The organism is Parasphingorhabdus sp. (assembly GCF_036568145.1).
GTDB lineage: Bacteria > Pseudomonadota > Alphaproteobacteria > Sphingomonadales > Sphingomonadaceae > Parasphingorhabdus.
The window spans coordinates 42780-64296 of the sequence record NZ_DATCTC010000018.1 but is presented as its reverse complement, the minus strand read 5'-3'; the positions used below and the strand labels follow the sequence as shown (position 1 = coordinate 64296).

Here is a 21517-nt window from a genome sequence, read left to right as displayed (position 1 = left end):
CTTTTTTTTGACAGCCCTGCCACAGGTCATAGCTTTTTTCATCAAAGATGGCGCTACTCTGACGTGCCATTGCCAGCATCTGATCCGCTGGTTAAGGCGTTGTGGATGAAATGGTTTATCATATTGGGCGCCGCGGGATTGGCAGTGATAGGGTTTGCCTATTGGTTTTTCTCGCAATCCGGCCCGCGCCAGCTTGATATGCTCAACAACCTGTTGCCCGGTGACGGTAATGCAAAATCTGTGATCCGGAATCAGGTCTATGATGAAGAGTTAAATCTGGCGCTGAATATCTGGGCGCCAAAGAAAACGCCAGACCATCAAGCATCAAACAGGCCGCTCCCGGTGGTTATCTTCATCCATGGCGGCGGGTGGAACTCCGGGTCAAAGAATGATTATGGATTTGCTGGCCGTGCGTTCGCCCATCGCGGATATATGACAGTACTGGTGGATTACCGGCTTTATCCAGACGTCCAGTTTCCCGGCTTTCTGCAAGATAGTGCAAAAGCCGTCGCATGGGTTCATGATAATATTGCATCTTTGGGCGGCGATCCGGACAGGATATTTCTGTCGGGACATTCCGCTGGTGCTTATAATGTAGTGATGCTGGCACTTGACCGGCAGTGGCTGGAGCGTCTGGGCAAATCGCCTGATCTTATCAAGGGCGTAGCGGCGCTGGCCGGACCTTATGATTTTTATCCCTTCGATAGTGACAGGACAAAGAATAGCTTTGGCTCTTACGATCTTCCTGAAATGACTCAGCCGGTTAATTTCGTCCGCGCTGATGCTCCGCCACTCTGGCTTGCGACCGGCCTTGAAGATACACAAGTGAAGCCGCGAAACAGCCGTGTATTGCGCGACAAAATTCTCGAAGCCGGGGGCAGTGCAAAATATAATGAATATGCCGACATGGATCATCTTGAAATCATGATGGCGGTTGCCAAACCATTTCGCCGTAAAGGTCCGGTGCTGGACGACATGATCGCCTTTTTTGAAAGCTGCAAATGATGACGCGCCAAATAGATAAACCGGATGATTGCCGGGAAATGGGATCAACGAGCGCGCTCATCATGGCGGGCAGCCGTCCGGCTGGCGATCCCATGGCCGAAAGCCGGGGCATCGCTGTCAAAGCCTTGATACCCGTGGCGGGTAAGGCAATGCTCGCCCATGTCGCAGAGGCTTTGCTGGCACACAAAAAAATCAGTAATCTTTACTTGCTGGCGCAGGATTTCGAGCCCTTCTGGGACAACCCGGATACACAGGCGCTCAAATCCGATGATCGTGTGATAGCGAAAACAAGTTCCGCCACTATTGCGTCATCGCTGGATAGCGTATTGGAACGCGAGGACATGCGCTTCCCCGTGCTGATTACCACGGCGGATAATGTGTTGCTCAGTGAGCAGATGATTGGCGATTTTCTGAGTATTGCCGGATCGGCGGATATTGCCATTGCGGTTGTCGAAAAAAAGACATTGCTAAAGCGCTATCCGGCATCACAGCGAACCTGGTTAAAGCTGCGCGGGGGACAATATAGCGGCGCGAACCTGTTTTATTTCGGCTCCCCCAAAGCGCGGCAGATATTGCAATATTGGGCTGCGGTGGAGCAGGATCGGAAAAAAGGCTGGAAAATATTGACGATTTTTGGTCCGTGGCTGTTGTTCCTTGCCGTCACCAGAATGCTTACCATCGACCAGCTTGCATCAAGGGTGGGAAAAAAACTGGGGCTCAAAATAAAGATCGTATCAATGGCTCAGGCAGAAGCCTGTATTGATGTTGATAAGGAAAGCGACCTTGTGATGGTTGAACAGATTATCGAGAGCCGGTCTTAACCGTGCTTCAGACTGCGCCGCGCTGCCCTTCCAAATATTAACAATCGGATGATAGCGGTGACCACCATCGCGCCCGCTGCGCCCGTCGCGCCGTATAGCTCCAGCCCTGTAAACATCAATATTATGAATAGCGCGGCTAGGATGGCCTGTAGCTTTAACGCTGTTCGCGCGCCGCTACCCGATAATAAAGTGGGTTCATATATCGCGCCGGCAAGGTCGATAGATGCGGCTGTCGCCAGCAGGACGAGCAAGGGATATGCGGGTAAAAACTCTGACCCTGACATGAAATATATCGCCGGTTTGCCAAGTATGAGCACGAGAAGGATGACTGCCCCGCCGGTGATGAACAACATCCGGCTGGTTTGGCGGAACAGTTTTTTCATGGCCCCTATGCCTTGCTGTGAGCGGACCAGGTTAACCTCGGCAAAAATCGCGCGCGACAAGAGCACCGATATTTTGGTCATGGCGACGCTGAGCTGGCTGGCAAGACGAAACAGGCCGGCTGCTGCGGGGCCGACAAAATAACCGACGATAAGCAGCGCCATATTCTGGGATAGCCCGGCTAAGGTTGATCCCAGATTGGTTATCATCAAAAATTCGCCAATCCCTTTATTCTCGCGCAGCGCAAACCTGGCGCGAAACAGGTTCCGGGGCGACATGATGTCACGGCTATGCCACATTGCGAACATCCAGTAACCGATAGCGGTACAGACTTCCGACAAAGCCCAGACGATCAGAAAGTTTACCAGGCTTGGGTCCGTCAGCCATACAATGACGGTTCCGATCAGGCGGACCATCGGAACAATCGATTCCGCATAGACGGTCAGGTCGAAACGGTTTTCAACCCGCAATATGCCGGTGGGCGTTGATTTGATGGAAAGCAGCACGGCGAGAGCAAAGAATAGCGCGCTTTGCGCCAATTCCGGGCCCCAGCCAAAAAGCGGTGCTAACCAGCGTATGCCAAAAAAGGCAATAATGCATCCCACCGCAGCCCCGGCCATATCGAGCAATGTGCACAGGCCAACCAGCCGGCCAAATTTCTGCCGGTTTACAGCGCCCTCAAGATAACCTGCGCCATAGCGCACAACGACTTGCCATGTCTGGAAAGAAACGATCAGGACAATCGCCTGAGCCGCGCCGGTGATAAGCGCAAACTGACCAAAGACGGTAACGCCAAGGGATCTGGTCAAAATCGCCAGATAGAAAAGACTTAGCACTCCCCCAAAGCCCTTGCCGCCAAGCAACCAGCCGGTATTGGTAAGGATACGCCTTATCCCGGTTTTCTTATCTTTGGTTTTGTCCGGTGCGGTCGCTGCGTCCTCGGCCATGATTTAATCTTGCATCCTATAATGCCCCTGCAACCGGTGGTAACAGGATTGAGCTTTTTCGCACATCGTTCTAAGTGTCTTCCCACAAATGTCCCTATCCCGATAAAGGCCAATTGCCAACATGATCGATAAAGTAATAATATTGAGCGCGGGCCAAGGATCCCGCCTTTTGCCGCTGACTGCAGAGCGGCCCAAATGTTTGATCGATTTTTCGGGAAAAAGCCTGATCGCCTGGCAGATCGAGATTCTTGCCGCCAGAGGGGTGACCGACTTTCATGTAGTGACCGGTTTTATGACTGATATGGTCGAGGCTGAGCTGGAACAATTGAAACCGTCCGGGACGAATATTACCGTCCATTTCAATCCATTCTACAAGGTTGCCGATAATCTGGGCAGTTGCTGGATTGTGCGCGACGAAATGGACGGTGATTTTATGATCTTGAACGGAGATACACTGATTTCGCCCGAGATTATCGAAACTGTACAAAATAGCGATTCCTGGCCGATAACAGTCACGGTAGATATCAAAGATCAATATGATAGCGACGATATGAAAGTGTCGCTTGATGGCGACCGGTTAATATCCATCGGCAAAACGCTGGCTGCCGAGAAGAGTAACGCCGAATCTATCGGTTTTCTGGCATTTCGACGGGAAGGCGGGGCGTTATTCCGCGAAAAGGTGCGTGAATTTATGCGAACACCTGCTGGTGTTGAAAACTGGTATCTCAAGATTATCGATGAGCTTGCGCCAAGTGGCAAGGTTGGCACCATCTCTATACAGGGATATGACTGGGCTGAGGTTGATTTCTTGAATGATGTGGAAACCGCGACAGCCCTTACAGATCAGTGGCTGGATAAAGCCCTTTAATCTGGAAAGCCTGATTTCAACCAAGTCGCCATGCCGGAAATCTGGTTATCTGAGAGCTTGATGGCGTCGCTCAATACCGGTGGGCCGGGCCATGATTTATCTTCAAAAGCCTGTCCCTCCCATTCGCGTGTTCCTTCATAGCGGGGAATGAGGTGAAAATGGACATGGGGATCAACCATCATCAGCATCAGCCAGTTAAGTTTCTGATACGATACCAAGCTTGCCAGTGCGGCTGAGACATCCCCTGTCACCACTTTAAGCTCGGAAAAATGATCAGCGGATAATGCACCGAAATCCTGTGCATCGGATTTCGCGGCGACGATAAGGGAGCCCAAAGTCACTTGGGCCGGCCGCAGCAAAACCATCCAATGATCATAGTCGTGTATTAAAGTTGCCGGATAACCGAATTTGGTGATGGTATCGTTGATCATCACTTTATCCTTGCTCCCGTTCCAGCCATGACACAATTTCTCCGCCCTGCATACGTACCTTCATGGCTTGAAGGAGCTGCACCATATGAACGGCGAGCGAAATTAATGTCCACCATGCTACGGCGATCAACCCGATGTCCGGTCTGCCGAAAATCATCGAAACAAATAGCAACACCATATTGGGATTACGCCTTGCGGTAATCAGGCGGAACCAGGAATCGATTGGTCGCCAGACATGGATATGCTGACCGAAGGCGCGCATGAAAATCCCCTCGATGATGCGTTGTAAGACATATCCGCCCAAGATAACGATCATTACCAGGCGGAATTGTTCATCGGGTAGCGCCAATCCTGCTGTGCCAAGTCCTAATGCCCAGGCTACCCACCAGAAAGGCGGGTGAATGAGGTCAATCCCATGGTCAAAAATATTGCCCCAAAAGGAAGATGTGATGGTGCAGCGCGCGAGTTTTCCATCGACTGTGTCCAGTACCATGAACACAAATCCGGCGGCCATCCCTGTCCAGAAGTAGCCATAATAGAACAGAAATGTCGCAGCGATACAGCCGATGGCCCCAATACCGGTGACCATATTCGGGGTCATGCCGATACGCGCTGCAAAGCGGGTAAGGACCAAGGCAAGTTCCGGCCAAAGATATTTGGTTAGAATGTCGGTGACACCCTTGTAGGCGCCAAAATAGCTTTGTCGTTCAATGTCCTTCACAGTTGCGGAATCGAGGATAGAGACAAAAGGCGTGTCCAGTTTACGTAGCTCGTGATTGTAGATCTGCGGCCCGTCCCGATATTCAGTCATCGCTCCACCAGCAGGAATCTCGAGCCTGTTGAGGGCATCAATCTCTGCCTCTGTTCGTGCGTTGGCCAGAATGGGAGTGCCATCCATTGTCAGGACAAGGCCGGGATGCTCGGCAATATGACGCATCCATTGCGGATCGAAAGCATAGGCGAGGTTGACCCATATAGTGCCATCTACCTTGGCGGTTAGCTTGCCCGCCAACCGCTGTACACGGACCGCGTTGCTCATGCCCCAGATCGGGGTGTCATTGGCCCCGTGAAGGGATAGCTTGATGCCGTTGTCGGTCAGCATTTATCGTCTTTCTGTCCACCGTTGCCGGTTGTTGCGCTCATCTTGTGGCTTTAGCCTAATTTACCGTTCTTTCCAGTCCCGCCGTGCCGATTTACCTGATTTTCAACATAAATTGACGCGGGCGACTGATAATTCTGTCATTGAATTTGGCAGAAAACCAATTATGGTGCGCGCCATCCACCTTCGGATATACGAAAGATTCCTTTCGCCACTAACAAGAGAAACCCAATGGCAACATTCACCCTTCCGAAAAATAGCAAAATCCGTAAGACCGGCGAAGTGCATGAAGCGCTGAGCAGCGGAACAGTACGGTCGTTCAAGGTCTATCGCTATGACCCGGATAGTGGTGAAAACCCGCGTTATGATACATTCAAAATCGATCTGGATGATTGCGGGCCAATGGTGCTTGATGCGCTGATCAAAATGAAAAGCGATCAGGATGCGACTTTGACTTTCCGCCGGTCCTGCCGCGAAGGGATTTGCGGTTCATGCGCCATGAATATTGATGGTAAGAACGGCCTTGCCTGCACCACCGCGATTGAGGATTGCTCCAAGGAAATCAAAATTACGCCTTTGCCGCATATGGAAGTTATCAAGGATCTTGTTCCGGATTTCACTCATTTTTATGCGCAATATGCCTCTATCCAGCCTTGGCTGAAGACGGTAACGCCTACGCCATCCGGTAAAGAGCGTCTGCAATCACCCGAAGACCGCTCCAAACTCGATGGCCTTTACGAGTGCATTCTGTGCGCATGTTGCCAGACGAGTTGCCCCAGCTATTGGTGGAATTCAGACAAGTTTCTTGGTCCTGCCATTTTGCTTCAGGCTTATCGCTGGCTGGCCGATAGCCGCGATGAAATGACCGGAGAGCGGCTCGACGAACTGGAAGATCCTTTCCGTCTCTATCGCTGCCACACGATCATGAACTGCTCGAACGCCTGTCCCAAAGGTCTGTCGCCTGCAAAAGCGATTGCCGAGATCAAGAAGTTGACCGCTGCACGAGAAGCCTGATCTTGTCTGCAGACAAGCCGATAACGCACGCTGAGCCTATTGTTCTTGCCGATGAACCGGACCCCGATAATCCCGGCTGGTATCGATGGGAATTAAGCGAGGCCGATTGCTATAATAGCTTTCTGGGCCCGATAATCGTGCGGCGCGGCGGTGACGGTGTTGCTGATAATATTGCTCGCGTTCGCATGACCCCGCAGAAGCGGCACCGCAATCTGGGTGATGTGGTTCATGGCGGGGCCTTGGCGGGCTTTATTGATTGTTCGCTGTTCGCGGCGATGCGGGCTTTGGATATCGGCCCTTCCGGCTTTGCGCTGACGGTTGAGTTGCAGACCCATTTCATCGGCGCGGCGCAGCTTGACGAACCAATTGAAGCGCGCGTTGAAGTGACTCGCGAAACAGGCCGGTTCCTGTTCCTTCGCGGACTGATAGTGCAGGGCGAGGCAAGTGATAACCATGCCGAGAACAAGGCGTCTTTCACGGCGATCGTAAAGAAACCGTCGCCGCAAGCTGCGCCAAGCCAATGACCGGATTTTACGCGCGCTATCAGGCGCTGATCGCCAATGGCGAGTTGAAGCCCGATCCCGATCAGGAAGCATGCGCCCAGCGACTGGCTCTATTGCAGGACGAACTGGAAGCCGTGCCGCCGCGGGGCAGTGTGCTGTGGCGGATGTTCGGCAAGAAACCAAAGCCGCCGCGCGGGGTTTACATGTGGGGCGGTGTCGGACGCGGCAAATCCATGTTGATGGATCTGTTTTACGACAGCCTCCAGATAAACCGCAAGAAACGCGCGCATTTTCATGAATTCATGCTGGATGTCCATGCGCGGTTGAATGAAGAGCGCAAGAAGGAGCAGGGCGATCCGGTGTTGCCGGTTGTCGCCGCGCTGGCCGCAGAGGCGCGCTTCCTTGCCTTTGACGAAATGGTGGTCAATAACAGCGCCGATGCGATGATCATGTCGCGGCTGTTTACCGGCCTGGTCGAAGCGGGTGTGACTCTGGTCGCGACCTCTAACCGGCCGCCTGCCGATCTTCACAAAGACGGGCTTAACCGTGAGCATTTCCTTCCTTTCATCCGCTTGCTTAAAACCCGGCTCGATGTCATTTCACTCAACGGTCCGACCGATTACCGGCGCGAACGGCTGGGCGGCATGGCGCTGTGGCATGTCCCCAATGGCGAAGCGGCGACCAAGGCGCTGAGCGAGGCTTTTTTCCGCCTGACCGATTATCCGCCGGAAGATCGCGCCCATGTGCCGAGCGAGGAATTGCCGGTGCAGGGCGGGCGAAGCTTGCATGTGCCAAAGTCGCTGAAAGGCGTTGCGGTATTCTCTTTCAAAAGATTGTGCGGTCAGCCGCGCGGCGCGTCGGATTATCTGGCCATTGCACGGCATTTCCACAGTGTGATCATTGTTGGTATTCCTGTCCTTTCCAAGGAAAACCGCAACGAAGCAGCACGGTTTGTGACCCTGATCGACGCGCTATATGAATATCGGGTCAAGCTGCTCGCCAGTGCGGACGCGCAGCCGGATGCCCTTTATCCGGAAGGGGACGGCGCGTTCGAGTTTGAGCGCACAGCATCGCGGCTGATGGAAATGCAGTCCGATGACTATCTGGCTCTCGGCCATGGTGAGGCGGAGAGGGTTTCCAGATAATCGCGTTTTTCTGGTAATCTAGCGGGCTTACAATGTGAGCTTACAATAGGGCCAGACTGTCAAGATCAAGCGCCATTTGTGCAGGGCGTTCGGCCATCAGGGCAAACATTTCGTCCCCCCGTTCGGTCTGCTCGACATGGATCGATGCGTTGATGGCCATGATGAAACCGGAAAAAGCAGAACGCCGGTAGTCTTGCCAGAATTGCGCTTCATCCCGATCAATGCCGCGCGCCGATAGATGCGTCAGATAATCGGTAACCAGTTCCTTTTCCACCGCTGCCCGTTCCGCCGGATCAGCAAAACTGGTCCCGATCAGATAGGCTATATCACTCGCGCCATTGCCCAGCGATGTGGTTTGCCAGTCAACCAGAATGGCTCTTTTGCCCTCATCATCAAACAGGATATTATCGAGTCGCATATCGCCATGCGTAATACAGGGATTGGCCGGTTCTACGTTAAGATAGGTGTCGAATCTCGCAATAAGCTCAGCGCCCATGTCGAGTATATCCTTGCTCAGTCTGCCGGCAAACCGCTGGCAGAACTGGGGATAGATGGCCGGCAGGGACTGGCGCAGATATTCGCTGTTCCCCTTGCCGTGCAGTAGCCAGCTATATTGATCGAGCGTGCCCGATGCGGGTCGATAGCTGTGCAGGGCAGCGGCTTCACGGATGGTAGATCGCACCTGCGTCAACGTGGCGCCTGCCAACTGGTCGCCCTGGCTTGCGGGGGCCATGTCTTCCAGCATCAGGACAAATTGGGTTTCATCATCCCCGATGGCCGCGTGATAGCTTTGCGGGCACCCTACTTCCGAATTGCCTGCAACATCGCGGTACCAGCCAATTTCCATATCATAGAGGTGGAACAGGGCGGCGGCCCCGCGGCTGACCGGATCGGCGCTTGGGCATTTGGCGATGAAACTGGCGGGATAGCCCTCTTCCTGCCAGTCGCAAGTGAAGCGGAAGCTGTCACAAACCTGTCCGGTGCCGACTGGCTTGTGGGTCAACGATTGCAGCGCCCCCGATGGCGCGCCCAGTATCTCTTCGACCCAGCGCGGGTCAAATTCTTCCGGGCGAAGCGGGAAACCGGCGCTCATTCGTGGGGGTGCAGCAGGTCGGTGAGACCGCTGGTCTGATGGGGGCCGACAAATAATTGCTCGACAACACCAATCCCTTCATGGCGTTCCTTGCCGCTGGTCAGCACGGCGTCGCCAAGCGCCTGAATATGGATGTAGAGCATGTCATTGTCCGGCACATTATCAAGGTCAATCACGTCATAGCCGGTTTCAAGCGGCCCGTGATCGATACCGTGACCCCAGACAGGGTGCATATAGCCAAGGCCGGACATATAGAATGTCCGCGTGGCATCGCCTGTGCGCGGGGTGACGGATAATGTTCCATCAGCGGTTTGCATGTCCAGTTGCTTGATCCGCCGGGTGCCGGAATGATAGCTGAGGTCGATAGAGTGCGGATCAAATTCCTGCCGCTCGCCTGCTATGGCATCAACCACGCCGCGCCGGTTCCATGCTATTCCTTTGCCGTCATCATTGCTGTGGAAGAAACAGGCATGATGGTCGAAATTGAGCGGCGTCCACAACCACCAGAATTGCGGCAAAGCGCCCGCTGGCGGAGGCTGCGATTCCGGAGCGCCCACCGGCCGGATGCCCCAGCTGCGGTCGCGGGTTCCGCGGTGTGTTTCGGGGGAGAGGGTGATGGTTTCTCCCTCCACCTCTATATTGCCGGACCAGCCGCCATTTTGCGTCAAGCGGGTATAGTCCATGATCAGGCGTGGTCCTTCGCGGCGGATGAAGCGGGGTTCCTCGATCGGAGCATGACGGGCGGTGAAGCTGATATCGGCTTTGATCGGGCAGCTCGCTTCGCTGGCGGTTCCGTTTACCTCGTCATTGATGATGAGGCGAATGACCTGTAACGGCTCGACAATCTCGATGGTGATCGGCCCGACATTCAGGTCCAGCCGCTCGCTGCCCATGCGTTTGGATGCGCGCAGATTATGTTGCTTGCCGCCAATCGACACGCAAAAGGCCGCATCCATGATGTCTAGCTGTGGATAGACGCCCAGCGCGGCGGCGAAAAAGATACTGCCGTCTGCGCTATAGCCGTTGAAGAAATAGCGGTCGTAAAAATTGCGGTTGCCGCCTGACACTGCCATCGGTTCCGGCGTCTGGTGCAACGGATATTCGTCGCCTTTGCTCAGCATGTCTAAAGCCCCTCTTCTAAAGCATTTTAATTTGTTCATCATGGCAAGCGGCTCCGGCAATGGCAAAGTAAAAATATGCCGGAGAGGTCAAACTTCACTAACTTCACACCAAGGAACCGCCGTTATCCGCTAAATCCTACTTTAATTAAGAGATTAACTAATTTTCCGTTTCAGCTTTTCGGGGAGGAGGGCATTTGCGGCCGGAAAAAGCGCTGGATCACGACGAGAATCAGGCGCGCGGGATATTCAAGGATGAGAAAGAGCAGGTCAGTGAGACAAGGGCGGATTACAATAAAGCCATCAGTGTAGGACAGCGATTTCTGGCTGACCGGCATTGTGACTAGTCGCAGCCAATCCGACATAGCTCTCCAGAAAGCGGGATTGCTGCCTGCGCCGGAATAAGGATGGCTGGTTACTGCCCTTACGACTAGCGGTAATGAGAGGCACTATTGCTATCGCAAACCATTTGCAAAGATAGATGGAAAAATGGTGTTTTCACCGGTTGAAATTGCCTATGGATAGGCCTATCCGAAGGATACGTTTATCTACGAATCTGTTTTCAGGAGAATAATCTCAATGGCCCGTAATAAAATTGCGCTGATTGGCGCAGGTATGATCGGCGGCACGCTTGCCCATCTCGCAGCTTCCAAGGAACTTGGCGATGTCGTCCTGTTCGACATTGCCGAAGGTATGCCAGCCGGTAAGGCGCTGGATCTGTCGCAAGCCGGGCCGGTTGAAGGATTTGACAGCAATCTGAAAGGCACAAGCGATTATGCCGATATTGCGGGCGCTGATGTCATCATCGTAACCGCAGGCGTTCCGCGCAAGCCCGGCATGAGCCGCGATGATTTGCTCGGCATCAACCTGAAAGTCATGAAATCCGTGGGTGAGGGTATCAAGGCCCACGCACCGGATGCTTTTGTTATTTGCATCACCAACCCGCTCGACGCGATGGTGTGGGCGCTGCGCGAATTTTCCGGACTGCCGCATAACAAGGTTGTCGGCATGGCCGGCGTTCTGGACAGTGCGCGTTTCCGCCACTTCCTTGCTGACGAATTCAATGTGTCTGTCGAAGATGTCACCGCGTTCGTTCTGGGCGGCCACGGCGATACGATGGTTCCGGTTCCTGCTTATTCGACGGTCGCTGGTATTCCGATCCCCGATCTGGTAAAAATGGGCTGGACCACACAGGAAAAAATCGATGCGATTGTTCAGCGCACCCGCTCCGGTGGCGGCGAGATTGTCGGACTGCTGGGCAATGGTTCGGCTTATTATGCTCCGGCGACAAGCGCGATCATGATGGCGGAAAGCTATCTGAAAGACAAACGCCGCGTGCTTCCTGCCGCGGCTCACCTGACCGGTGAATATGGCGTTGATGACCTTTATGTCGGCGTGCCTTGCATCATCGGCAAAGACGGCGTTGAAAAAATCATCCAGATTGAACTGAGCGAGGAAGCACAGGGCAATTTCAATCTATCTGTTGACGCGGTCAAAGAGCTGTTGGAAGCATGTAAGGCGCTGGATTCAAGTCTCGCATAAAGATAATCAAGCGTTCCGGCCTTAGGTTTAAGTTGTAGCTGCCGGGATGACGAAGGAGCCAATAATCTTATGTCTATTTTAATCGACAAGAATACCAAAGTTATTACGCAGGGGATGACCGGCAATACCGGCACATTCCACACCGAACAGGCTTTGGCTTATGGCACGCAGATGGTTGCGGGTGTTACGCCGGGCAAAGGCGGAACAACGCATATCGGCCTGCCTAACTATAATACGGTTGCCGAAGCCAAGGAAGCGACCGGTGCGACTGCCAGCGTGGTATATGTTCCACCGCCATTTGCTGCCGATTCGATCCTCGAAGCCATTGATGCAGAGATCGAACTGATCGTTGCGATTACCGAAGGTGTTCCGGTGCTCGACATGGTGCGGGTGAAACGCGCGCTGCAAGGCTCCAAGTCGCGGCTTATCGGTCCGAACTGCCCCGGCGTTCTGACCCCCGATGAATGCAAGATCGGCATCATGCCCGGCAATATCTTCAAAAAAGGTTCGGTCGGCGTTGTTTCTCGCTCCGGCACGCTCACCTATGAAGCGGTGCACCAGACCACGGCGGTTGGCCTTGGCCAGACCACGGCGGTTGGCATTGGCGGTGATCCGGTCAACGGAACCAACTTTATCGACGTTCTGGAACTGTTCCTTGCCGATGATGAAACCAAGTCGATCATCATGATCGGTGAAATTGGCGGCAGCGCAGAAGAAGAAGCGGCGCAGTTTATCGCTGATGAAGCGAAGCGCGGACGCAGCAAGCCAATGGTTGGCTTTATTGCAGGTCTTACGGCACCTCCGGGCCGCCGCATGGGCCATGCCGGTGCGATTGTTTCGGGCGGCCAGGGCGGCGCGGAAGACAAGATCGCTGCAATGGAAGCGGCCGGCATTCGCGTGTCACCAAGCCCGTCAGAGCTTGGCACGACACTCGACGCATTGCTGAAAGAAACAGTCTAGATTGTTTGACCCTCTGCCTGTGCAGGGGGTCAAAACCCTCTCCCCAAGGAAAAGATCATGGGACTTGAAGGTCAGGAATTTGTAGGTAGCCCCGAAAAAGAAGCGGGGCCAAGTTGGCAGAAAAAGCATTGGCCGATTGACGATCAGGACGAACTGATCAGCGCGCTCGATCCCACGAAAATGGGTATCGAGATCAAGGCTGCTGCTGAAAAATCCGGCAAGTCCATGTCCGATGCCGAAGTGGCAGAGGCAGCGGAAAACTCCATCCGTGCGATGATGCTGATCCGCACCTATCGGGTGCGCGGCCATCTGGGCGCCAATCTTGATCCTTTGGGATTGTCCAAGCTGGATGAGCCGGCTGACCTGACCCCGGAATTCCATGGCATTACAGAAGACGAGATGGACAAGCCGGTCTATCTTGGCGGTGTGCTGGGCTTTGAAACCGCGTCTATCCGCGAGATCGAAGCGGTGCTTCGCGCCAATTATTGCGGCCCCGTCGGTCTTGAATATATGCATATTGCCGATGTCGAGGAACGGCGCTTTTTGCAGGACAGGTTTGAAGGCAAGGATGCTGAAATCCACTTCACGCCGCAAGGCAAAAAGGCGATCCTCAACAAGGTGATCGAGGGTGAGGAATATGAAAATTTCCTCGGCAAGAAATATGTAGGGACCAAGCGTTTCGGCCTTGATGGTGGCGAATCGATGCTGCCTGCGCTGGAAAATATCATCAAATATGGCGGTCAGGCCGGCGTGCGCGATATTGTTTACGGCATGGCGCACCGCGGGCGCTTGAACATTCTCGCCAACGTGATGGCAAAGCCTTACAAGACGATTTTCCATGAATTTCATGGCGGCTCGGCCAACCCCGATGATGTCGGCGGTTCCGGCGATGTGAAATATCATCTGGGCACTTCCACCGACCGCGAATTTGACGGCATCAATGTCCATATGAGCCTGGTGCCCAACCCGTCCCATCTGGAAGCGGTTGATCCGGTCGTTCTGGGCAAGGTCCGGGCGCAGCAAGTGGCGCGGGATGATCTTAAAAAACACGCTCAGGTCCTGCCTGTGCTGATCCACGGCGACGCGGCATTTGCCGGACAGGGTATCGTTTGGGAATGCCTCGGCTTTTCCGGTATCAGCGGCTATAATACCGGCGGCTGTATCCACTTTGTCATCAACAACCAGATCGGCTTCACGACCAGCCCGAAATTCGCGCGTTCCTCCCCCTATCCGTCGGATGTGGCCAAGGGCGTGCAGGCTCCGATTTTCCACGTCAACGGTGATGATCCCGAAGCGGTAACCTTTGCGTGCAAGATCGCGATTGAATTTCGCCAGCGTTTTGGCCGCGATATCGTGATCGATATGTGGTGCTATCGCCGCGCTGGCCATAACGAAGGTGACGAACCAAGCTTTACGCAGCCGATCATGTATGCTGCGATTAAAAAGCACCCCAAGGTCAGCCAGATCTATGAAAAACGGTTGATCGCAGAAGGATTGATCGACGCCGATTGGGGCGCGGCAAAGCGCAAGAATTTTGCCGAGCTTCTGGAAGTCGAGTTTCAGGCAGCGGCCGATTACAAGGCTGGTGAAGCGGACTGGTTTGGCGGTCGCTGGCGCGGTCTGCACAGGCCTGCCGATCCGGAAACCGCAAGGCGCAATGTCGATACCGCGATTGACAGAAAATTGTTCGACAGTCTTGGCCGGACGCTAACCACCGTGCCGGACGATCACAAGATCCACAAAACATTGGGCCGCATCCTTGATGCCAAGGCCAAGATGTTTGAAACGGGTGAGAATTTTGACTGGGCAACCGGCGAAGCTCTGGCGTTCGGGTCGCTGGTTTCCGAAGGCTATAATGTCCGTCTTTCGGGTCAGGATAGTGGCCGTGGCACGTTCAGCCAGCGGCATGCTGTCTGGGTGGACCAGGAAAACGAGAACGAATATATCCCATTGAGCAAAGTGCCCTATGGCCGGTTTGAGGTGCTGGACAGCCCGCTTTCCGAATATGGTGTGCTGGGCTTTGAATATGGATATGCCGGGGCGGACCCCAAAACGCTGGTATTGTGGGAAGCGCAATTTGGTGATTTTGCCAATGGCGCCCAGATCATGATTGACCAGTTCATTGCTGCTGGCGAAGTCAAATGGCTGCGTGCCAACGGCCTCGTGATGCTGCTGCCCCACGGTTATGAGGGGCAGGGGCCAGAGCATAGCTCGGCGCGGCTGGAGCGGTTCCTGCAACTTTGTGCGGAAGATAATATCCAGGTCGCGAATATCACGACACCGGCCAACTATTTCCATATTTTGCGCCGCCAGATGCTACGCAGTTTCCGTAAACCGCTTATCATCATGACGCCAAAATCGCTGCTCCGTCACAAAATGGCGGTGTCGAGCGCGGACGAGTTTCTTGGCGATCACCACTTCATGCGGATCAAGTCCGATACCAGTCCGCCAGCGGACAAGGATATCAAGCGGCTTGTGCTGTGTTCGGGCAAGGTTGCCTATGACCTGATCGAAGCGCGCGATGCGGCGGGTGATAAAAACACCTCTATCGTGCGGATTGAACAGCTTTATCCGTTCCCGGCAGAACCCCTGGTCGTGCGTCTGAAACGCATGAAAAACCTGGAAACCCTGGTCTGGGCACAGGAAGAGCCGCGCAATAACGGTAGCTGGCATTTTGTCCGTGCCTATCTGGAAAAATGCCTGAAAGACGCGGGAATGGGGTCTCTTGCTCCCGTTTATGCAGGACGCGATGCGTCGGCGTCACCGGCAACCGGCCTGGCTTCGCGGCACAAGGAACAGCAGGACAAGTTGATTGCAGACGCTTTAGGGCATTAAACTGAAAAATTATTGGGTGCGGAGCGATCCGCCGATGAAAGTGAGCAAAAGACGATGGCAACAGATGTAAAGGTCCCTGTGCTGGGCGAATCGATTACTGAAGCGACTTTGGGTGAGTGGCTCAAGCAGCCGGGTGATACGGTCGCGGCGGATGAGCCGATCGCTAGTCTGGAAACCGACAAGGTGGCGCTTGAAGTCCCCGCTCCGGTGGCTGGCGTTCTGGGCAAGCACGTGGTCGCGGTAGGCGATACGGTCGAAGTCGGCGCGATCATTGCGACGGTTGAAGAGGGTGGCAGCGGGGCTTCTGCCTCGGCTGCAAAAGCGGCTCCGGCCCCGGCAGCCGCATCCACTGCGCCTGAACCTTCGGCCGATGACGAAACCGCATCCTCCATCACCTTGTCCCCGGCTGTGCGCCGTCTGGTGCTGGAACATGGCGTGGACCCCAGCAAAATCGAAGGCACGGGCAAGGATGGCCGCCTGACCAAGGATGATGTCGAGAAATATGTGAAATCCGGCGCGCAATCATCTGCGGCAGAAAAGGGCGCGGAAAGCCAGCCGGCACCTGCTGCAACGGTAACGGACACCAGCGCGGGCGCCAGCCGCAAGGAAGAGCGCGTGCGCATGACCCGCCTGCGCCAGACCGTCGCAAAGCGCCTCAAGGAAGCGCAGGATACGGCCGCGCTGCTGACCACCTTTAACGACGTGGACATGACCGCGGTGATAGAAGCGCGGGAGAAATATAAAGACCTGTTCGCCAAGAAACATGGCGTCAAACTGGGCTTCATGGGCTTTTTTACCAAGGCCGCCTGCCTCGCCCTCAAAGATGTGCCATCGGTCAACGCCCAGATTGAAGGCGATGAAATCGTCTATTATGATTATGCCGATATTTCGGTTGCCGTAAGCGCGCCCAATGGTCTGGTCGTGCCGGTGATCCGCAATGCGGAAACGCTGAGCTTTGCCGATGTAGAAAATACCATCGGCGATTTCGGCAAGCGCGCCAAGGACGGCACGCTGACCATGGCGGACATGAAAGGCGGCACGTTCACGATTTCGAACGGCGGCGTGTTTGGCTCGCTATTGTCAACGCCGATCATCAACCCGCCGCAATCGGCTGTGCTGGGCCTCCACCGGATTGAACAGCGCGCTGTTGTGATGCCGAACGGAGAGATCAAGGCACGTCCGATGATGTATCTGGCGCTCAGCTATGACCACCGCCTGGTGGATGGTCGCGAAGCCGTGACTTTCCTTGTGCGGATTAAAGAGGCGATTGAAGATCCAACCCGGCTTTTGATTGATCTGTAAGCCAATCGTCACCCTGAACTTGTTTCAGGGTCTCGTGAGATGCTGAAACAAGTTCAGCATGACGAAACAAGAGGTGTAAAATGACCGACAATTTCGACTATGACGTTCTGGTAATCGGCGGTGGCCCCGGTGGTTATGTTGCCGCAATCCGCGCTGCGCAGCTGGGTTTGAAAACCGCTTGTGTGGAAAGTCGGGAAACGCTGGGCGGAACCTGCCTTAATGTCGGTTGTATCCCGTCAAAAGCGATGCTCCACGCATCCGAATTATATCACGAGGCCCATTCCGGTGCGCTTGAGAAATTCGGTATCAATCTGTCGGGGACAAAGCTTGACCTGAAACAGATGCTCGCGGAAAAAACGAAAGCGGTGGATGAACTGACCGGCGGGATTGCTTTTCTGTTCAAGAAAAACAAGATCGATTGGCTGAAAGGTCTGGGCTCGTTTGAAAGCGCGAACAGCGTCAAGGTCGGTGACAAGACCTATACCGCCAAAAATATCATCATCGCCACCGGCTCTTCGGTAACGCCGCTGCCGGGTGTGGAGATCGACAATAGCAAGCATGTCGTCGTGGACAGCACCGGCGCGCTCGAACTGCCGAAAGTGCCGAACCATATGGTCGTTATCGGCGGCGGTGTCATCGGGCTGGAACTGGGCAGCGTGTGGATGCGCCTGGGCGCGAAAGTCACGGTGGTTGAATATCTGGACCAGATTTTGCCCGGCATGGACGGTGATATCCGCAAGGACAGCGCGCGCATTTTCAAGAAACAGGGCTTTGACATCAAGACCGGCACCAAGGTGACCGGCGTGACGGTCAAGGGCAAGAAAGCGAGCGTGACCATCGAACCGGCCAAGGGCGGCGATGCGGAAACGATCGAAGCGGATGCGGTTCTGGTTGCGATTGGCCGCCGGCCCAATATCGATGGTCTTGCGCTCGAAAAATCAGGCGTGGAAACCAATGATCGCGGCCAGATCGAAGTCGGCCATGATTTTCAGACGGCTGTGAAAGGCGTCTATGCGATTGGCGACGTGACCCCCGGCCCGATGCTTGCCCATAAAGCCATGGATGAAGGCGTGGCCGTGGCTGAATTTGTGGCTGGTCAACAGGGCATTGTTAATCACGACCTGATTCCCGGCGTCGTCTATACCCATCCCGAAATTGCCAGCATCGGCAAGACCGAGGAACAGGTCAAGGAAAGCGGCGTCGAATATAAGGTCGGCAAATTCCCGTTCCTGGCCAATAGCCGCGCCAAAACCAACCGGGACACCGAAGGCTATGTAAAGATCATTGCAGACGCCAAAACGGACCGTGTGCTGGGCGCGCATATAATCTCGTCGCTCGCCGGGACATTGGTTGCACAGATTACGCAGGCTATGGAATTTGGCGCGACCAGCGAGGATATTGCCTATACCTGTCACGCCCATCCAACGCATAGCGAAGCGATCAAAGAAGCGGCGATAGCGGTGCTGGGCAAACCGATCCATACCTAGTGTCTTTTGGGGGCAAACGGTCTAAGCTCTCTATCCGGATATCCAAAGGCGCAGGTCGGCCCAGGCCTTGTCGCCAGTTCGGGTCTGCCCGCTCTTATCCCTTTTTCAGGGGGAGGGCGGGGTTAAAGGAGAATTATATGGATGGCACCATTCTCGTTAATGCCCTCGGCTGGCTCGACCTGTTTGGCATAGCTGTGTTCGCTATATCCGGCGCGCTGGTTGCCGCCCGACATGGCCAGACCCTGGTAACATTCGGATTTTTCACGCTGGTCACGGGCGTGGGCGGGGGGACGGTGCGCGACCTTTTGATCGGGGCGCCGGTATTCTGGGTACAGGATAGCCGGGTGCCGATTCTGTGCCTTGCCATCGCGCTGATCGTCTGGGTCACGCCGGTGCGTATATGGCGTCCGGCGGCGGTGGACTGGTTCGATGCGGTTGGCCTTGCGGCTTATTCGGTATTTGGCGCGGCCAAGGCCATGCAACTGGGAATTGATCCGGTGCCTGCGGCAATTATGGGAATATTCACGGGCTGTGTCGGCGGTGTGATCCGTGACCTGATCGCCGGTGAGCCATCCATTATCATTCGGCCGGAACTCTATGTCACGGCCGGGGCTTTATCCGCCTTTTCCTTTGTTGGTCTGGCTCAGGCCGGCATGACAGCCTTTGTGGCGGCCATCATTGCCTTCACCGCCGGTTTCCTGCTGCGCGGGCTTGCGATTGTTAAGGGCTTGTCCCTGCCATCCTATCGCGGGGCGGAAGAGAGTGAATAGCTTTGGTGCGAGTGAAATGGAAACGAGCGTAGGCTCTGCACTACCCAAAAATCACCAATAGCTTTTGAGCAGCGTGATCAGGTCAGGCGACCCGCTTTTGCTCTGCCGCCAGCTCCCGCCACATTCCAGGCACAGCGCCTGCACATCCTCTCGCGTCATCAGGCCGCGTGCCGTGTTCAGCGCCTCTGCAAAGGCGGCCTTTTGCTGACGCGCGGCCCATCCGACCATGCCCGTTACGCGAGCCTGCTCGGTCTCGCCAAAGGGTAGCCCATCAATGGGCAGCAAGCGGAAGCCCGGTTTTGATTCAAGATATTCGGGATAATAGTCGCCTTGTTCCAGCCCGGCGCGCCGTGCAGCCTCGGCAAGCGCATCATCCATGCCGCCAAAGCTGTCCACCAGCCCCAGTTGCCGCGCTGTGCCGCCATCCCAGACGCGGCCCTGACCAATGGTGTCCACTTCAGCACTGGTTTTGCCGCGCGCGTCACCGACCAGCTTCAGGAAACTGCGATAGCTATGCTCGACTCCCGATTGCAATATGGTGTCGACATCTACGCCAAACCCGCCAACGAAATCAGGTTCCCCGGATAACGGTGTTGTCTGCACACCATCGACGGTGATGCCCCATTTTCCCAACATTTTTTCAAAGCTGGGCAAAACAGCGAACACCCCGATGGAGCCTGTAATCGTATCGGGTTCGGCCATGATATGATCGCCTGCCGCCGCGACCCAATAACCTCCGCTGGCCGCGACATCACCCATGGAAATGACAATGGGGATTCCGGCCTTTTTAACATCGGCCAGGGCCAGGCGGATTTCTTCACTGGCAAAAGCTGAACCGCCGGGCGAATCCACCCGCACGACCAGTGCCTTGATTTCCTCTTTTTCCAGCGCTTTATAAATCTGTTCGGCAATACGGCCACTGGCGGCAATGCCCGGCCCGCCTTTGCCGTCCACGATTTCACCGGCAACGGTGATGACGCCAATAGGATCACCGCTTGTTTTCACCGGATGGGCGGAGACGAAATTATCGTAAGCGATGCTTTTGAAACTGTCAGGCGAGGGCTTTGTATCTGTGCCCACCTTGCTGGCGACATAGCGGCCAAAGGCAACGCGGTCGCCAATTTTGTCGACCAGTTTCTGTTCGGCGGCAACCTTGGTATAATCACCGCCAGCGGCCTTAACATAGCGGGCCGGATCATTTGCATAAGGCTGGATGACAGCTTGTGGCCGTGCTTTTTTAACCTCGTCTATCCAGCTATCCCATAATACGGAATAAAGCGCTTCGGATGCTTCTCTGGATTCTGGTGACTGGTCAGCGCGCATGAAAGGCTCCACCGCGCTTTTATAGGTGCCGACCCGATAGATATGGGCGGTGATGCCGATCTGCTCGATCAGGTTCTTGAAATAGAGCCGGTTACCGCCGGGTCCGGCAAAAATAACGCCGCCCATCGGGTCCATCCAGATTTCGTCTGCATGGGCCGCAAGTTGATAGCTGTCGTCGCTATAGAAATTCGCATAGGCGTAAACCGGCTTGTCGGTTTTCCTGACCCGCTCCAGAGCATCGCCAACCGCGCTCAGGCTGGTCTGCCCGCCGCCCAGAAATGTGCTGAGGTCCAGCACGACCGCCTTTACCCGGTCATCCGTGGCAGCCGAGTCAATGGCGCGGACAACATCGCGCAGCCGGTATTCGCGGATCGCATTCTCATCAGCAGCCAGCGTGGCAAGAAAGCCAATCTCAGCCGGTTGTTCGACAATGACCCCGTTAAGGTCAAGAAGCAGCGCGCCTTCACCAATTGCCGCGACATTGGGGCGAGAGGATAAAGCGGCATAGAGAGCGGCAAAGAACAGCAGCATCGCGATCAGCACCAGACCGTCTTTGATTGCTACCAGAAATCCCCAGGCTGCCCGTGCAAATTGCATATTCGCTATTCTCCAAAAAAGCTGCGGCGGACCATTGTCGTTCGCCGCCTTTTGATATGGTCATACCGCCTGTAAATTACCAGCGCATAAGCAATGCTAGCACAGTCCGGCTTGCTATTTACTGAAAACCGGGGCGGATCTTTTCGGGCGCGGCGATTTTTGTGACAATTCTGCGCTGTGCAACAAATGCAAAAAACATCGGAAATTTTTCCGCCAAGCCTTGACGATGAAATTATATGGCCCATATGAACGCCGTTAGCACTCGACTCAATAGAG

General features: G+C 54.9%; 19 protein-coding genes. 13 read left to right on the top strand and 6 right to left on the bottom strand.

Going from position 1 to position 21517, the window contains the following annotated elements; translation table 11 throughout:
* The first annotated feature begins 105 nt into the window (after window positions 1-105).
* Together VIN76_RS06395 and VIN76_RS06390 are read left to right on the top strand one after the other, a co-directional pair.
* Window positions 106-1005 carry an alpha/beta hydrolase gene (locus VIN76_RS06395; protein ID WP_332040999.1) on the top strand — a complete coding sequence of 300 codons (900 nt, stop codon included), beginning with the start codon at window positions 106-108 and terminating at the stop codon, window positions 1003-1005.
* Window positions 1002-1826, top strand: a complete 825-nt coding sequence (locus VIN76_RS06390) for an NTP transferase domain-containing protein (protein ID WP_332040998.1) — start codon at window positions 1002-1004, stop codon at window positions 1824-1826. The genes VIN76_RS06395 and VIN76_RS06390 overlap by 4 nt, the downstream gene beginning before the upstream one ends.
* Here VIN76_RS06390 and VIN76_RS06385 read toward each other — a convergent pair.
* Entirely contained in the window at window positions 1823-3154 is a 1332-nt protein-coding gene (locus VIN76_RS06385; protein ID WP_332040997.1) for a lipopolysaccharide biosynthesis protein, read from the bottom strand. The genes VIN76_RS06390 and VIN76_RS06385 overlap by 4 nt on opposite strands.
* Window positions 3155-3275: 121 nt before the next feature.
* On the opposite strand from VIN76_RS06385, the gene VIN76_RS06380 reads away from it, so the two are divergent.
* Window positions 3276-4022: a phosphocholine cytidylyltransferase family protein gene (locus tag VIN76_RS06380; protein ID WP_332040996.1), complete on the top strand. Its 747-nt coding sequence runs from the start codon at window positions 3276-3278 to the stop codon at window positions 4020-4022.
* Here VIN76_RS06380 and VIN76_RS06375 read toward each other — a convergent pair.
* Together VIN76_RS06375 and VIN76_RS06370 are read right to left on the bottom strand one after the other, a co-directional pair.
* Complete coding sequence (locus VIN76_RS06375; protein WP_332041062.1) at window positions 4019-4450, bottom strand: HIT family protein; 432 nt, start codon at window positions 4448-4450, stop codon at window positions 4019-4021. The genes VIN76_RS06380 and VIN76_RS06375 overlap by 4 nt on opposite strands.
* 7 nt (window positions 4451-4457) lie before the next feature.
* Window positions 4458-5555 carry a CDP-alcohol phosphatidyltransferase family protein gene (locus VIN76_RS06370; protein ID WP_332040995.1) on the bottom strand — a complete coding sequence of 366 codons (1098 nt, stop codon included), beginning with the start codon at window positions 5553-5555 and terminating at the stop codon, window positions 4458-4460.
* A 228-nt stretch (window positions 5556-5783) separates the two neighbouring features.
* Here VIN76_RS06370 and VIN76_RS06365 point away from each other — a divergent pair, with 228 nt between their 5' ends.
* Genes VIN76_RS06365 through zapE form a run of 3 tightly spaced genes read left to right on the top strand, consistent with a single transcriptional unit; the run spans window position 5784 to window position 8214 of the window.
* Entirely contained in the window at window positions 5784-6566 is a 783-nt protein-coding gene (locus VIN76_RS06365; protein ID WP_332040994.1) for a succinate dehydrogenase iron-sulfur subunit, read from the top strand.
* A gap of 2 nt (window positions 6567-6568) precedes the next feature.
* Window positions 6569-7090 (top strand): PaaI family thioesterase, encoded by a 522-nt coding sequence (locus VIN76_RS06360; RefSeq protein WP_332040993.1) that lies wholly within the window; start codon window positions 6569-6571, stop codon window positions 7088-7090.
* Complete coding sequence (gene zapE / locus VIN76_RS06355; protein ID WP_332040992.1) at window positions 7087-8214, top strand: cell division protein ZapE; 1128 nt, start codon at window positions 7087-7089, stop codon at window positions 8212-8214. Before VIN76_RS06360 ends, zapE begins: the two co-directional genes overlap by 4 nt.
* A gap of 40 nt (window positions 8215-8254) precedes the next feature.
* On the opposite strand, the gene VIN76_RS06350 is transcribed toward zapE, so the two are convergent.
* Window positions 8255-9307: a phosphotransferase gene (locus VIN76_RS06350; protein ID WP_332040991.1), complete on the bottom strand. Its 1053-nt coding sequence runs from the start codon at window positions 9305-9307 to the stop codon at window positions 8255-8257.
* On the bottom strand, window positions 9304-10428 hold the full coding sequence (locus VIN76_RS06345) for a hypothetical protein (RefSeq protein ID WP_332040990.1): 1125 nt from the start codon (window positions 10426-10428) through the stop codon (window positions 9304-9306). Before VIN76_RS06345 ends, VIN76_RS06350 begins: the two co-directional genes overlap by 4 nt.
* 194 nt (window positions 10429-10622) lie before the next feature.
* Between VIN76_RS06345 and VIN76_RS06340 the strand changes: the two genes are divergently transcribed.
* The 7 genes from VIN76_RS06340 to VIN76_RS06310 all read left to right on the top strand — a co-directional run bounded on the left by VIN76_RS06340 (window position 10623) and on the right by VIN76_RS06310 (window position 19321).
* On the top strand, window positions 10623-10772 hold the full coding sequence (locus VIN76_RS06340) for a hypothetical protein (protein WP_332040989.1): 150 nt from the start codon (window positions 10623-10625) through the stop codon (window positions 10770-10772).
* A 232-nt stretch (window positions 10773-11004) separates the two neighbouring features.
* On the top strand, window positions 11005-11967 hold the full coding sequence (mdh, locus tag VIN76_RS06335; protein ID WP_332040988.1) for a malate dehydrogenase: 963 nt from the start codon (window positions 11005-11007) through the stop codon (window positions 11965-11967).
* Between the two features lie 69 nt (window positions 11968-12036).
* Window positions 12037-12927, top strand: coding sequence for a succinate--CoA ligase subunit alpha (sucD, locus tag VIN76_RS06330; RefSeq protein ID WP_332040987.1), 891 nt, complete (start codon window positions 12037-12039; stop codon window positions 12925-12927).
* A 57-nt stretch (window positions 12928-12984) separates the two neighbouring features.
* The gene (locus tag VIN76_RS06325) at window positions 12985-15762 is read left to right on the top strand and encodes a 2-oxoglutarate dehydrogenase E1 component (RefSeq protein ID WP_332040986.1); all 2778 of its coding nucleotides are present in this window, start codon (window positions 12985-12987) and stop codon (window positions 15760-15762) included.
* A 54-nt stretch (window positions 15763-15816) separates the two neighbouring features.
* Entirely contained in the window at window positions 15817-17064 is a 1248-nt protein-coding gene (gene odhB, locus VIN76_RS06320; RefSeq protein WP_332040985.1) for a 2-oxoglutarate dehydrogenase complex dihydrolipoyllysine-residue succinyltransferase, read from the top strand.
* A gap of 80 nt (window positions 17065-17144) precedes the next feature.
* The gene (gene lpdA / locus VIN76_RS06315) at window positions 17145-18551 is read left to right on the top strand and encodes a dihydrolipoyl dehydrogenase (protein WP_332040984.1); all 1407 of its coding nucleotides are present in this window, start codon (window positions 17145-17147) and stop codon (window positions 18549-18551) included.
* A 137-nt stretch (window positions 18552-18688) separates the two neighbouring features.
* Window positions 18689-19321: a trimeric intracellular cation channel family protein gene (locus VIN76_RS06310; protein ID WP_332040983.1), complete on the top strand. Its 633-nt coding sequence runs from the start codon at window positions 18689-18691 to the stop codon at window positions 19319-19321.
* Window positions 19322-19372: 51 nt separating this feature from the next.
* Here VIN76_RS06310 and sppA read toward each other — a convergent pair whose 3' ends face one another.
* A complete protein-coding gene (gene sppA, locus VIN76_RS06305; RefSeq protein ID WP_332040982.1) occupies window positions 19373-21241 on the bottom strand; it encodes a signal peptide peptidase SppA in 1869 nt (622 codons plus the stop codon).
* Between the last annotated feature and the right edge of the window lie 276 nt (window positions 21242-21517).

Excerpts from the sequence above, each read along its gene's own strand:
- VIN76_RS06380 (WP_332040996.1), top strand. The coding sequence starts at position 3,276 with ATGATCGATAAAGTAATAATATTGAGCGCGGGCCAAGGATCCCGCCTT.
- VIN76_RS06345 (WP_332040990.1), bottom strand. The coding sequence starts at position 10,428 with ATGCTGAGCAAAGGCGACGAATATCCGTTGCACCAGACGCCGGAACCG.
- VIN76_RS06365 (WP_332040994.1), top strand. The coding sequence starts at position 5,784 with ATGGCAACATTCACCCTTCCGAAAAATAGCAAAATCCGTAAGACCGGC.
- mdh (WP_332040988.1), top strand. The coding sequence starts at position 11,005 with ATGGCCCGTAATAAAATTGCGCTGATTGGCGCAGGTATGATCGGCGGC.
- odhB (WP_332040985.1), top strand. The coding sequence starts at position 15,817 with ATGGCAACAGATGTAAAGGTCCCTGTGCTGGGCGAATCGATTACTGAA.
- sppA (WP_332040982.1), bottom strand. The coding sequence starts at position 21,241 with ATGCAATTTGCACGGGCAGCCTGGGGATTTCTGGTAGCAATCAAAGAC.
- lpdA (WP_332040984.1), top strand. The coding sequence starts at position 17,145 with ATGACCGACAATTTCGACTATGACGTTCTGGTAATCGGCGGTGGCCCC.
- VIN76_RS06350 (WP_332040991.1), bottom strand. The coding sequence starts at position 9,307 with ATGAGCGCCGGTTTCCCGCTTCGCCCGGAAGAATTTGACCCGCGCTGG.
- VIN76_RS06325 (WP_332040986.1), top strand. The coding sequence starts at position 12,985 with ATGGGACTTGAAGGTCAGGAATTTGTAGGTAGCCCCGAAAAAGAAGCG.
- VIN76_RS06395 (WP_332040999.1), top strand. The coding sequence starts at position 106 with ATGAAATGGTTTATCATATTGGGCGCCGCGGGATTGGCAGTGATAGGG.
- VIN76_RS06310 (WP_332040983.1), top strand. The coding sequence starts at position 18,689 with ATGGATGGCACCATTCTCGTTAATGCCCTCGGCTGGCTCGACCTGTTT.
- zapE (WP_332040992.1), top strand. The coding sequence starts at position 7,087 with ATGACCGGATTTTACGCGCGCTATCAGGCGCTGATCGCCAATGGCGAG.
- sucD (WP_332040987.1), top strand. The coding sequence starts at position 12,037 with ATGTCTATTTTAATCGACAAGAATACCAAAGTTATTACGCAGGGGATG.
- VIN76_RS06370 (WP_332040995.1), bottom strand. The coding sequence starts at position 5,555 with ATGCTGACCGACAACGGCATCAAGCTATCCCTTCACGGGGCCAATGAC.
- VIN76_RS06385 (WP_332040997.1), bottom strand. The coding sequence starts at position 3,154 with ATGGCCGAGGACGCAGCGACCGCACCGGACAAAACCAAAGATAAGAAA.
- VIN76_RS06390 (WP_332040998.1), top strand. The coding sequence starts at position 1,002 with ATGATGACGCGCCAAATAGATAAACCGGATGATTGCCGGGAAATGGGA.